At 29.7% G+C, this 13,305-nt stretch carries 16 protein-coding genes; 2 read left to right on the top strand and 14 right to left on the bottom strand.

Features of this window, described 5'->3' with window-relative positions; genetic code table 11:
• Nucleotides 1-311 precede the first annotated feature (311 nt).
• Both V7Q02_RS11920 and V7Q02_RS11915 read left to right on the top strand, forming a co-directional pair.
• Nucleotides 312-1,670: a Mur ligase family protein gene (locus V7Q02_RS11920; protein WP_333861258.1), complete on the top strand. Its 1,359-nt coding sequence runs from the start codon at nt 312-314 to the stop codon at nt 1,668-1,670.
• Nucleotides 1,671-1,697: 27 nt separating this feature from the next.
• A complete protein-coding gene (locus V7Q02_RS11915) occupies nt 1,698-2,429 on the top strand; it encodes a type 1 glutamine amidotransferase (RefSeq protein WP_333861229.1) in 732 nt (243 codons plus the stop codon).
• Between the two features lie 100 nt (nt 2,430-2,529).
• Here the strand turns inward: V7Q02_RS11915 and clpB are convergent, their stop codons facing one another.
• From clpB to V7Q02_RS11845, 14 genes are all read right to left on the bottom strand, one after another.
• A complete protein-coding gene (gene clpB, locus V7Q02_RS11910; protein WP_333861228.1) occupies nt 2,530-5,130 on the bottom strand; it encodes an ATP-dependent chaperone ClpB in 2,601 nt (866 codons plus the stop codon).
• 90 nt (nt 5,131-5,220) lie between these two features.
• Nucleotides 5,221-6,480 carry a tetratricopeptide repeat protein gene (locus V7Q02_RS11905; RefSeq protein ID WP_333861227.1) on the bottom strand — a complete coding sequence of 420 codons (1,260 nt, stop codon included), beginning with the start codon at nt 6,478-6,480 and terminating at the stop codon, nt 5,221-5,223.
• A 19-nt stretch (nt 6,481-6,499) separates the two neighbouring features.
• Nucleotides 6,500-7,804, bottom strand: coding sequence for a helix-turn-helix transcriptional regulator (locus tag V7Q02_RS11900; RefSeq protein WP_333861226.1), 1,305 nt, complete (start codon nt 7,802-7,804; stop codon nt 6,500-6,502).
• A gap of 212 nt (nt 7,805-8,016) precedes the next feature.
• Nucleotides 8,017-8,181, bottom strand: coding sequence for a YtxH domain-containing protein (locus V7Q02_RS11895; protein WP_333861224.1), 165 nt, complete (start codon nt 8,179-8,181; stop codon nt 8,017-8,019).
• A gap of 150 nt (nt 8,182-8,331) precedes the next feature.
• On the bottom strand, nt 8,332-8,991 hold the full coding sequence (locus V7Q02_RS11890) for a cyclase family protein (protein ID WP_333861223.1): 660 nt from the start codon (nt 8,989-8,991) through the stop codon (nt 8,332-8,334).
• 30 nt (nt 8,992-9,021) lie between these two features.
• On the bottom strand, nt 9,022-9,258 hold the full coding sequence (locus V7Q02_RS11885; protein ID WP_333861222.1) for a DUF2164 domain-containing protein: 237 nt from the start codon (nt 9,256-9,258) through the stop codon (nt 9,022-9,024).
• A 30-nt stretch (nt 9,259-9,288) separates the two neighbouring features.
• Nucleotides 9,289-9,921: a DUF6198 family protein gene (locus V7Q02_RS11880; RefSeq protein WP_333861221.1), complete on the bottom strand. Its 633-nt coding sequence runs from the start codon at nt 9,919-9,921 to the stop codon at nt 9,289-9,291.
• A gap of 204 nt (nt 9,922-10,125) precedes the next feature.
• Nucleotides 10,126-10,377 (bottom strand): hypothetical protein, encoded by a 252-nt coding sequence (locus V7Q02_RS11875; RefSeq protein ID WP_333861220.1) that lies wholly within the window; start codon nt 10,375-10,377, stop codon nt 10,126-10,128.
• A 12-nt stretch (nt 10,378-10,389) separates the two neighbouring features.
• Complete coding sequence (locus V7Q02_RS11870; RefSeq protein WP_333861219.1) at nt 10,390-10,767, bottom strand: SHOCT-like domain-containing protein; 378 nt, start codon at nt 10,765-10,767, stop codon at nt 10,390-10,392.
• A gap of 22 nt (nt 10,768-10,789) precedes the next feature.
• The gene (locus V7Q02_RS11865) at nt 10,790-11,152 is read right to left on the bottom strand and encodes a DUF2089 domain-containing protein (RefSeq protein WP_333861218.1); all 363 of its coding nucleotides are present in this window, start codon (nt 11,150-11,152) and stop codon (nt 10,790-10,792) included.
• Between the two features lie 219 nt (nt 11,153-11,371).
• Nucleotides 11,372-11,677, bottom strand: coding sequence for a LiaI-LiaF-like domain-containing protein (locus V7Q02_RS11860; RefSeq protein ID WP_333861217.1), 306 nt, complete (start codon nt 11,675-11,677; stop codon nt 11,372-11,374).
• Entirely contained in the window at nt 11,670-12,194 is a 525-nt protein-coding gene (locus V7Q02_RS11855) for a hypothetical protein (protein ID WP_333861216.1), read from the bottom strand. Before V7Q02_RS11855 ends, V7Q02_RS11860 begins: the two co-directional genes overlap by 8 nt.
• Entirely contained in the window at nt 12,175-12,627 is a 453-nt protein-coding gene (locus V7Q02_RS11850) for a hypothetical protein (RefSeq protein ID WP_333861215.1), read from the bottom strand. Before V7Q02_RS11850 ends, V7Q02_RS11855 begins: the two co-directional genes overlap by 20 nt.
• Nucleotides 12,624-13,136 (bottom strand): RNA polymerase sigma factor, encoded by a 513-nt coding sequence (locus V7Q02_RS11845; RefSeq protein WP_333861257.1) that lies wholly within the window; start codon nt 13,134-13,136, stop codon nt 12,624-12,626. Before V7Q02_RS11845 ends, V7Q02_RS11850 begins: the two co-directional genes overlap by 4 nt.
• Between the last annotated feature and the right edge of the window lie 169 nt (nt 13,137-13,305).

Here is a 13,305-nt window from a genome sequence, read left to right as displayed (position 1 = left end):
TTCTTTAAATTTTAATGAATTAAATTCTAGCAGATATATTTTCTATAAATTATTTTTCATAATGTTCCCTGGCAATATATAGTTTTTTATATTTATACTTATAATTTAAATATTTATACAAAATTACATAACTATATGATAATAATATTTTAATATAATTTTATGACATTTAAAATCCTATTAAAATATGAGAATTATATAGATAACTTTTACTTTTTTGATGTAAAAGTTCTTATATTGTATTATAATATTTAAGAGTTATCTTAAAGCTTATATGACTTACTATGATTAATGTGTCTGAACAAAGGGTGGTGTACAAGATTAATATAAATTCTTTTTTTAGTATTATTATTTGCAAACTTGTAATAAAATTATCAAAAATTTTATTTAAAGGAGGAAGTAATTTCCCTGGAAAAGTTGCATTGAAATTAGATAAAAACATTTTAAAAACTGTATGTAATGACTATAAAATTATAATTATAACTGGTACAAACGGTAAAACTACAACTACAAGCATGATATACAACATACTAAAAGATGCAAAAAAATGTGTAATTACAAATAGTACCGGAGCTAACATGCTTACGGGAATAGTATCTTGCTTTATAGAAAATTATTCATTTAAAAAATGCTGCAGTACAAAATATGCAGTAATAGAGTGTGATGAGGCAAATATACCTTTGTTTACACATTATGTAACACCAGAAATTATAACTATTACTAATTTATTTAGAGATCAACTGGACAGATACGGTGAAGTTTACTCTACATTAAATAAAATTATCCAGGGAATTGAAAAAGTTCCTCTTTCAAATTTGGTTTTAAATGGAGATGAATCTCTTCTTGGAGATTTGAATTTACCAAATAGAACCATTTATTATGGATTCAGCTGTTCTCTTACTGAAGATAAAAAAGTATCCCTTAATTCTGATGCCAAGTTCTGCAAAAAATGCAAAAGTCCCTATATGTATAATTTTCTCACATACAACCATTTAGGAGATTATTATTGCCCTAACTGTGGCTATAAGCGTCCTGAACTAGACTATACTTTAGATGAAATAAAAGAACAGACCCCAGAGGGTTCTCTTGTAATTATAAATGAAAAAGAATATTACATAAACCAGCCAGGTACATATAATATGTACAATGCTCTCTGTGCATATTCTGTAGCTATGGTATGTGATATACCTATTTCTAATATATATAACTCCCTCAAAAATCAGAAAAGCAGTTTTGGAAGACATGAAAACATAAGAATAGGGGATAAGCAAGTCAAGATAATTTTAGTAAAAAATCCTGCAGGCTATGATCAGGCCATAAATACTTTAACTCTTGATAATAGGACTTTTAACCTGGTAGTACTTTTAAATGACAATTATGCAGACGGAAGAGATGTTTCCTGGATATGGGATGTCGATTTTGAAAAACTATCCTCTTTAAATATAGATAAGATAATGATTTCCGGTATAAGACCTTATGATATGGCTGTAAGATTAAAAATTGCAGGTTTGCCAAACAAGGACTTTATAATCTCTGAAACCTATGAGTCTCTTACTGAAGAAATAAAAAATTGCAAATTGAACACAGTATATGTGCTGGCTACCTACACTGCCATGATAAACTTCAGAAAATTTCTCAACTTTAAAGGTTATATTAAAAAATTTTGGTAAAAATATTTCAATAAGGAGTTATATAAAATGGATTTGAATATATGTCACCTATACCCCGATTTACTGAATGTATATGGAGATTTAGGAAATATACTTATTTTAAAATACAGAGCCCAAAAAAGAGGTATAAATGTAAACATATTTAACATATCTCTTGGAGATCCCTTTGATGAATCTAAATATGATATAGCTTTTTTCGGAGGTGGTCAAGACTATGAACAGTCCATAGTATCTGAAGATCTGGTAAAAAATAAAAGAGAAGGTATTTTAAATTACATTGAAAATGGAAACGTGTTTTTATCAATTTGCGGAGGATATCAGCTCCTAGGAAAATATTATTCCACTCCTCAAGGTGAAAAACTTTCCGGTCTTAATGTACTGGATATTTATACTGAAAGCGGTGATAAAAGATTTATAGGAAATACTGTAATATATAACCAGCGTTTTAAGGAAACCTATGTAGGCTTTGAGAATCATTCTGGGAGAACTTATATTGGAGACTTAGAACCTCTTGGAAAAGTCATTGTAGGCTATGGAAACAATGGTGAAGATGGTTATGAAGGATGTATATATAAAAATTGTTTTTGTACATATTTTCACGGTTCTCTTCTCTCTAAAAATCCAGAATTAGCAGATAGGTTTATAAGTATAGCCCTAACAAGAAAATATGGTACTGTAACACTGGAACCTTTAGATGATGAATTGGAAATACGTGCTAAAAACTTCATAATAACAAGAGAAACCAGGAGAAAAGTATAATTTCCCCTGGTTTATTTTCCTATGAAGTAACTCAAAGACTCATCTTGAGTTTGTTTATAAGGAATACACATACGCATGGTTCTCTGATTTATCTAACTATTTAATGCTCACTCAAATTAATATTGAAGTCCCCATCATAATCAACTTTTATAGTACATCCATTGTATATTTCTCCATTAATTATCTTTTTTGCTATAGATGTCTCAAGTACACTCTCTATATATCTTTTTAAAGGTCTGGCTCCATAAACAGGATCATATCCTTCCCTAGCCATAACTTCCTTGGCACTTTCTTCTACAATTAAAGAAATACTTCTATCCTTAAGTCTATTTTCTATATTTCTTAAGAATATGTCTATTATAAATTTAATTTCTTCTGTATTAAGTGGCTTAAACATTATTATATCATCCAGTCTATTTAAAAACTCCGGTTTGAATTTTAACTTCATTTCATTCATTACCTTATGCTTTATCTCTTCTTCTATTCCACTTGCCCTTTTATTTTCAAGCAAATAACTGCTACCTATATTGGATGTCATAATTATAATACAGTTTTTAAAATCCACTACTTTACCCTGATTGTCCGTAAGTCTCCCATCATCTAGTATCTGCAAAAACACATTAAATACATCGTCATGTGCCTTTTCAATTTCATCAAACAATATTACACTGTAGGGTTTTCTTCTTACCGCTTCTGTAAGCTGTCCTCCTTCTTCATAACCTACATATCCTGGAGGTGCACCTATGAGTCTTGACACAGAATACTTTTCCATATATTCTGACATATCTATTCTGATTATATTTTCTTCACTATCGAATAATGTTCTTGCCAGAGTTTTTGCAAGTTCCGTTTTGCCTACACCTGTTGGCCCCAGGAATATAAAAGAACCTATTGGCCTTCCAGGATCTTTCATCCCTGCCCTGGCTCTTATGACGGCATTGGATACTGCTATAACTGCTTCTTTTTGTCCTATAACTCTCTTTGAAAGTTCTTCTTCTAACTTAAGAAGTTTTTCCCTTTCTCCTTCTACCAATTTTGAAACAGGTATTCCGGTCCACTTAGATACTATATTTGAAATTTCCTGTTCTGTTACTTCTTCTTTTAGCATGGCATTTTCATTATTTTCTCTTAGCTTCTCTTCTTCTTTTTCTATTTCCTTTTCCAGTTTTGGAACAACTCCATATTTCAATTCTGCCATTTTATTTAAGTCGTACTCTCTTTCTGCCTTTTCAATTTGTCCTTTTACCTCATCTAGTTGTTTTTTTAAATTTCTTACTTGAGATATATTGGATTTTTCCATTTCGTATTTTGAAGTAAGCTCATTATCTTTCTCTTTTAAATTACTCAGTTCCTTTTCCAAATCTTCAAGTCTTTCCCTAGAAGCTTCATCCTTTTCTTTAGATAGAGCCTCCTTTTCAATCTGAAGCTGAAATATCTTTCTTTTCACACTGTCCATAATAGTTGGCATACTATCAATTTCCGTCCTTATCATGGCACAGGACTCATCAATTAAATCTATGGCTTTATCAGGCAAATATCTATCCGTTATATATCTATCCGAAAGTTTAACCGCTGTTATAATAGCAGAATCATGAATTCTTATGCCGTGGTATATTTCAAATTTTTCTTTAAGCCCCCTAAGTATGGAAATAGAGTCTTCAATATTAGGTTCATCTATAACTACAGGTTGGAATCTTCTCTCTAATGCTTTATCCTTTTCTATATACTTTCTATATTCATCAAAAGTAGTGGCACCAATACAGTGCAGTTCTCCTCTGGCAAGCATTGGTTTGATTAGATTTCCAGCATCCATGGAACCTTCTGTTTTTCCGGCTCCAACTATAGTGTGAATCTCATCTATAAACAATATTATCTTCCCCTGGCTTTTCTCAACTTCCTTAAGTACCGCTTTTAGTCTCTCTTCAAACTCTCCTCTGAATTTTGCTCCTGCAATTAAAGCCCCCATATCCAGTGAAAATATTATTTTATCTTTTAACCCTTCAGGTACATCTCCTCTTACAATTCTTTCCGCCAGCCCTTCAATTATGGCAGTTTTGCCCACTCCCGGTTCTCCTATAAGCACCGGATTATTCTTAGTTCTTCTTGAAATTATCCTAACTACCCTTCTAATTTCTTCATCTCTGCCTATTACTGGATCCAATTTATGTTTTTTGGCTTCTTCAATAAGATCTCTTCCGTATTTAGCCAATGCCTCATAAGTTCCCTCTGGATCCTGGGTATCTACCCTTTGATTTCCTCTAATCAATGTCAATGCTCGTAAAAATTCATTTTTTGTTATATTGAACTTCTTTAAAATCTCTTCTACTTCTCTAGAACCACTTCCCATAATAGCAAGCATTACATGTTCTACACTTATATAGGAATCTTTAAATTTCTTAGTTATATTTTCCGCCTTTATAAAAATTTCTTCAAATCTTCTTGTAGCATAAACAGAAGAACCTCTGGCACCTTCCCCAAGTACTTTAGGCATTTTATCTAACGTTTCTTTAGTTGAATTTACCAATGCTTTTACATCTACAGACATTTTCCCAAATATATTTGGAATTAAACCATTTTCCTCAAATACTAATGCTGAAAACAAATGAATAACATCTATCTGTTGGTGGTTATAACTTATAGCTATGCTCTGTGCATTATTTATTGCCTGTTGAACTTTCATAGTAAGTTTATCTATATCCATATTACACAATTGGTTGCCTAAAACTTTTTCTTAAGTTTTAATGCAACTGTCCTCCCTTCTTAAAATTTATTTTAATAGATTAAATATCTATTAAAAATCATATTTTTGTTCTAACTTTATAGCAAAATCAAAATACTTGATTGATTCTGAGACACTCCCCATCTTATGGTACATTTCTCCCATTTTTATATATCTTTTATATATTTTAGTACTTGTAGCAAATTTAAGAAGAGTATCCAGTGATAGATTCATATACATCTCACCAAATTCAAAATTTCCCTGTTTTATAAGTATAACAGCTTTATAATAATAGGCTTTTTCTATATACTCTATATCATTTAAAGATATAGCATAATTTAAAACTACATCACAGGTGTCCTGTACTTTATCCAAAACTTCGTTTTTTATTAAAATATTTACAATCATAAGGTAGAATTTCACTAATTCTTTTACGTTATCTTTAGGATATATATCCTGTGCTTTAATCAGATAACGTACTGCTTCCTCTTTCATATCCAAGCTAAAGAGGGCATAGGCATAATCAAACAAGTCCTTAGCTTTATCTCTTGGCTTATTGCCATAAAGTATATCTACCTTTTTTTCATATATCTTAAATTCTCCTATATTGGTTTTAAGAGAAAGAAGTGCCATCAAATGATATATTTTTGCCTTTTTCACATCTTCTTTTAAAAAATCCATTAAATCAATAATACTATTAGCACTTTCATAAGATTTTTTATAATCACCCATTTCGAAATAACACCTTGCCTGATAATAAAGAGCTTTTACCAAAAGTTCCTTATTATCAATTTTCACTCCAATATCTATGGCATTATTATAATAATTTAACGCATGTAAAAATTCTCTGCACATAAAAAAACATTTAGCAATATCTATATAGTATACTACGGATCTTTCATAAGAAAAACATTTTTGTAGATAATAGTAATAGTTATGTATTATATGCTGTGCTTTTTCCAACTCTTCTTTATCCAAATAACAGTTAAATAAAAGATGTAATATTTGAAAACATATATCTATATAATTGCCCTCTCTTGCAAACTTTAAATTATATTTTAAAATTTCTTCATTATCTTTACTCTCATCACTTTTAACTATATTCTCTATATTTTTTAATATTTGCTCTTTTATGTCCTGTTTTAAATATAAAATATCAACTTCAAGTTTATTGGCTATAAACTTTAATATCCATTCCTCAGGCTTTACCTTATCATTTTCAATACAGCTCATCTTAGATACTGATATTTTCTTATCGCAAAGTTCCTTTAAGGTATACCCCCTATATATTCTTGCTCTTTTAATCTTTTCTCCAGTAGAAAGTATTTCCATAATTACTCACCCGTTTTACTTAAATCTCTTTCAATATACCAATTTTTTTAAAAATATTAACGCCCTCATTTAAATATTTTGCTGCTTCCCTATCTCTTTTATTATCTATATAAAACTTTCCTAATATTATAGAAATATCACCAATCTCTTTAGTATAATCCATATTTTTAACAAAGTTCAATGCACTTATAAGTGTATTTTCCGCTTCCTTCTTATTGGATTCTAGCATATCTATTCTAAATTTCAATAAATAATAATATACCAAGGTTCTATCATTACCTTCATCTATTCTTTCCATTATTTCCTGAAGAACTTTTTTGGAATTGGGTATATCCTTTAACTTTATGTAATTTTCACACATATTTACAAGTGTTTCAATTATATTACTATCCTTAAGCTTTAACCTTAATTCTTTTGCCTTATTCAGATGTATAAAAGATTCTTCAACATTATCAAATTCAAAAAAAAGCTTGCCCAAATTATTCTCAATATTTGCAATATTAACTATATCATCTAATTTTCTATATACATCCAAGGTTCTCCTGGAATATTTTATAGCATTATCTATATCTCCTCTTTTTTTATACTCCTCTGCCAATAGGAAAAGTGTCTTTGCATATTCTTTCTCATTGTCCATCTGTTTGAATTTTTCCTTTGCCAGATAAGAATAATTTATAGCTTCTGGAATATTCTCCAGTTTAAAATTTACAGAAGCTATATAATAATATATTTGTGCAAGCATGAAATCCTCTCCCAGATTATTTTCTTCATATACCGTTTCTGCTTGCTGAAAATAACTTAAAGAGGAATAGTAGGCTTTTAACTTTTTAGATATTTTCCCCAAATTCACAAAGGTGTTTATAGTTTCTTCATATTTATTATCTTTTATAAATATAACATTTGCAGATAATAAAAATTGCTGTGCAATAGGATACTCACCTTTAGCCATATGCACCATACCTCTTAAATATAAATTCCTTGCTTTTTTATATTCCAAAAAATATTTTTCAGCATAATATAATGCCTTGTCAATGTATCCTTCTGACTGATTTAAATTTTCATTTATTATATAAGATTCAGCTATATTTTCAAAATAAGTACAGATTTTTTCTGCCTGGGTTTCTTCCGATTCCATTAGATATTCAATAGAGGTTTTTAATTCAAATGCCAAGTATTCCAATAGATCCATACTAGGATTTGACTTTCCGGATTCTACAAGACTTATCTGACCCGGTGTAATTCTATCTCCTGCCAAATCCTTCAAGGTCATGTTAAGCTCTTTTCTTCTTCTTTTTATTTTCTCTCCTAAAGAAAGTATTTCCATATATTCCCTCTTCCTTTGCCCTTATGTTTTTATTTTAACTATATTAAAATTTTATTAAATAACTATTTTAATTATACCATATTTTTAGGAACAAAAGAAAAATTTTTAACTATATTGGCATAGATAGAGAGTATTTAGTAAATAATATCAAAAATTCAATATTAAAAGTGTATTATATAAAAAATACACTTTTAATATTACATTTGAAAACATCATAGTATAAGATTTGACATTTTACCATATATATTCCCCATGCTGTTTCTTAAGTATCTGGAGGTTCTTCTTATCTTTCTTTTAGTGCTTTTATCCAATTCAGGTACTATCATCATGCCTACTGCTGTTCCAATTATGGCTCCTGCTACAAATTTTCCTTTCATCTAATTCATCCCTTTCATACTTTTCTATGAACTTACTCAAATTGCAATTTCAAATATCTAAAATAAACAGCAAATTATTTTTTATTCTATATAACATAGAATATGCAGTTTTGACTTTTTTAAACCAGTTAATTGTTAAAGAATATATAATTAAAGCTGCTGCCATTCATCCATAATAGCAACAGCCCTAATAGGTGCTCCGTCAGAATTATCAAATTTTACTGGAAGAGCACACAATGTAAATAGTTTACTACCTACTTTTTGCAAGTTAGTTAGGTTTTCCATGATAATCATATCTGTTTTATAAAAAAGTTTTTTATGGATGGTTAGATTTTCATCTGAAATAGGATCAATTCCTATGGTATCCAACCCTATTCCTTTTTTCTTGCTGGAAATCAGATATTCACAGACCCCCTCTGTAATATATGGGTACTCTCCAAAATAAGAATTTGTCCCCCACCACTTATCCCAACCAGTATGAAATAAAATAAATTGTGCCATATCAGCTGTTTCTTTCACTTCATCGATACATTTCATAGTGATTCTTTCCCCTTCCTTTAAATCACTGCAGTCAATTACCAGTGCTTTTCCTACAAATTGCTCTATAGAAAAAGCATCTAAAGTGGTTCTCTCTGGAAATAAATGAGCTGGAGAATCCATATGTGTTCCAGTATGAGAAGACATGGTGAGTAAATTTTCTTTAAATCCATCTTTTTCGTATATGTTTGCAACTTTTAATTTAGGTGATTCTGTGCCTGGATAAACTGGCATATCCTCTGAAATGGTATGTGTTAAATCAATTATCCTCAAAAATAAAACCTCACTTTCTTAAATATATCTTTAATATTTTTGTATTGATAGTAAATCTTCAATTCTGTCATTCATATACTTGTAGGAATCATAAACTCCTTGATTATAAAATTCCGGTGCCAATTCTTCCATAACAAATGTTAAAATAAGACTTGAAGCCAAATCTCCTAACTCTTCTCCTCTTTCTTCTAGGAAATAATTTTTTATTGAAGAAATCATTTCATCCTTTTTCTCTTTACTTAATTTAATCGTATTATTATTCTTCATATATACCTCCATACCATAAGATTACTTCCTTTAATTTACAAGTGCATTCATTTGCTTTTTAAACAGCATACTTACAAAAGCTATGGAACGTCCTACTCCCAGTACTGCTGCCAAGGTTCCAATTCCAATTCCAATTACCTTTCCTCCAAATGTCAATCCTATAAGTAGGGTTATTGTGACACATGCTACATCTATCATGTTTTTTGCAAAGCCAAGACCTTTATTCATCCTCTCTCCCAGGGCCTGTGTAAGGCCATCCGCTGCATTTGGAACAAACTTCATCTCAACAGAAATAGCTACCCCTATTCCAGTAAGTATAATGGCTGCAGCAAGTAAAAGCAATCTGAACCCCAAATTATCACAATTTATAATTATAATATCATTAAATATATTAATCACTCTGCTGAATATCACACTCATAGGAATCTGAAGCAGATCAAAATAACGAAATTTCTTTCCCCGAAGTAACATTTGCCCCACTACACACAATATATAGGTGCATAAAGTGGCATTTCCTAAATTAACTCCCCAAATATTAGAAATACAATAAGGAATGGAAATAATAGGTGATACACCTAAGCTGGTCTTCGTATTTAATATAATTCCAAATGCAAGTATTACAAGTCCAATACAATACATTACTGCTCTGCAGAATTTCTTCATATGTCTTCCTCTCTTCTCAATTCTATTTATAGATGATTACTTATAGAAATGTGTCTATTTAGAGATATTCTTTATGGTTTCTATTATATCAAATACCACTGCATATAACCAATGTAATTTTAAAATAAATAAAAAATTCTCCATGTAATAAATCCAGCCATGGAGATTAATTTTTTATTCTATATGATTTAAGGTTCATAATTATTACAGTATTATGACCACTTCACTACCATCCTTTGCCATAACTTCCACAACTCTCAATCCTTTATATTCTTTTAAAATTCCAAGGCATTTTGAAAATTCCCTAGGATCAATCATATCAAAATATTTTCTTTCTTTTTGGGGAATATATCTTTTAACAAAAGATGAACTAAATATTGATATACCAAGTCTTAAAAATATAAATGGCACAGGTATTATAAATCTTATTTTTCCTGATTTTATATACACTCTCATATATCATTCTCCCTATTCTATTATCACCTCTACTATATCTCCATTTGCACTTTTTACATCCACTATTTTTCCTAATAATCCATTGTCTATAGCTTCCGAAATAAGATTCAAATCAATATTTTCCATTCCTTTTACATTGTCTTTTAGAGAAATTTTGCCCACAGTCTTAAGCATTATCTTTATAAATTTCACTGGAAGATTTACATTTACATTATCACCATCATTAGAATTAACTCTTATCTTTAACATTTTATCCATAATGTCATTATCTGAAGAAAACTGAATATCTGTATTTTTATCCTTAAGTAACTCTATAAGTTCCAAGGCCTTGTCAGCTGTGATTTTACCCTCTTCCACCATCTTTAACACTCTTGCCATTTCTTCACTCATTTTTCATCCTCCTTCTTAATATTTATTCATTTAACATTTTAATAGCCTCATCTGCACTTATCTGTCCTTTATCTAACATATCCACTACTTTCTTTTTATCAACCTTTAAATCCTGAACCGCATTATACCCAAGTGCCGTTATAACTTCATCAAGCTTCGCTCTTACAGTGGGATAGGATATTCCAAGCTCTTTTTCCACATCTTTTATATTTCCTCTGTTCTTTAGAAACACTTCTATAAATTTAAGCTGTTCCAAAGTTAAATATTCAAATTTTGACATCTCAAAGTTATTTTCAATTATAGTGCTGCACTTCGGACATTTAAGTTTTGAAATTAAAAGCTTAGATTTACATATTGGACATTTGCCTATTATTTTATATGTCAACCTATCATCTCCTTTCATAAATAGTATATCACTATATTTTTATATATTCAATTTACATATTAAATATATTTATTATTTTATAATTAATTATCAATATATTTAATTTATAAATTAAATATATTGATAACAGCTAAATTTTAACACAATAAAACAGCTTTCTCTGATATTTAACTTCATCATAGAAAGCTCCATTTAATACGTTATATGTTTTTTTAAAAACTAAAATACACTCCTAAATTGAGGATAATTTAGCATTATGAATTGCATTACTCCCATTATCATGGCAAAAACACAAAGTACCATTACAATAACTATAGCTCCAATATCATACCTTATTTTTTCATCCTTATTCACTATATAAGCTGCAATAATCTCTATTCCAATAAGAATCAGTATCACCGGCCACAAGGATATTATTAGTTCATAGCTTATATTTCCAAACGCACTATGCACTAAAAACATTATTCCAAATACCACAAGAATCACCCCTGAAGTAAATGTGCCTACTCTTCTTCCTTTAATCATACATACTCCTCTCCTTTTTCTTTCCCATAATAAGTTTTGCTCCAATTATAATTATTGCCACTGCCACAATTACTTGAGGGGCAATTCTTGTAAAAGAGGTTATAAGGATATAAACTTCCCTATCCATATATGGTTCAATAATATATATAATATTATCCCATATAAGATAAATTCCTAAGAGTATCATAAGTATTCCAAAAAATAATCTTCTCTTTTTAAATAAATTTTTATCCCAACGAAGAAATTCATCTAAGGAAAACATATAATTATCTTCTAAAAGCACGAACTCTTCTTCAGGTAAACTCTGCTTATTTAAACAGTCAAAAAAAGAGTAGAACCAAATCAATGGCAATACAAATAAAAGGGGACCCATATTGAGCCATGTTGAAAGAAATATTACAAAGAAAAATGCAGACATAAGTGACAATCCCATTTTCATAAATCCCATGTACATGTGTCCTGCACCTGGAAGAAAAGAAAAAAAAGTGGTTAAAAAATTACCTTTTCTCATTTTCATTGTTAAATACCTCCATATTAACTATTTTATTGGTGAAATTACCAAGCTCCCTATTAATAGAATTCACCACTGTAAATTTAGGTGAACTAATTTCCAAGGTCTTCATCTTGGTATTTGCTATAAAATTCAATGTACTTGAAAATACAAATATAAGGGATATACAGGCAGCAGCAGAAACTCTAAGGGAATAAAATAAGAACTGACTATTTTTATGCTTAATTATTTTATTTTTTACTTCTTCCTCAAATCCAAAGGGCACTTTCTCAAGTTCACTATCACAAAAAATATCCGTAAGGTGGTGGATACATTCTTCACAGTTCTCCATATGCTGAGACACAACAATAAGTTCTCTATTATCCAGTTCTCCCCTTTTAAACTTTTTCATACATGAGTCACTTATGTGTCCTTTACTATCAAATAGATCATCTCTCAAATAAATTCCTCCTTCCATAAAATCTTAAGAAGTTTTTTTGCTCTATATAATCTTGTCTGCAGTGTTTTTAAATTTTCCCCTGTATCTTTTGCCATATCTGAAAGTTTTATATTTTTACAAAAATAATTTACTGCTACATCCCTGTAAGGTTCTTTTAGTTTTCTACACAAAGTATATATTCTTTCATCACTATCCTTATTCAATAGGCTTTCTTCCGGGGATCCTTTTATATCCTCTATATATTTGAAATCTTCACTACTTAAACTTTCTAATTTCCTAGCAGGACTTTTTATATGATCCCTGCATTTATTTAATGCAATTTTTGTGATCCACGCCTTAAAATTCCTGCCATCAAATTTATTCATATTTTTATAAGCAGTTAAAAAAGTTTGCTGGGCTATGTCCTCTGCATCAAAATAATTTTTAGTAAAGGAAAAACAAATAGTAATGATTAGGCGCTGATACTGTTTTATATAATTTTCAAATTGATTTTCCCAAATAATCACCACCACCTTTTTAACCCTTATAATAATATAACGACTTACAAATAAAAAATACTTCATTTCATTGAAACATAATAAAAAAACTCCTTCATATTGCAAAGGAGAATAAATAGAATAATCTTGGTTCAACCACGACTTTTGTGAATAATTAAGGATACCATTAATTGTATTACCA

The sequence above is a fragment of the Clostridium sp. genome (genome assembly GCF_036781005.1).
Taxonomy (GTDB): domain Bacteria; phylum Bacillota; class Clostridia; order Clostridiales; family Clostridiaceae; genus Clostridium_B.
Note: the sequence above shows the minus strand (reverse complement) of the source record. Positions and strands in the feature narration are given on the sequence as shown.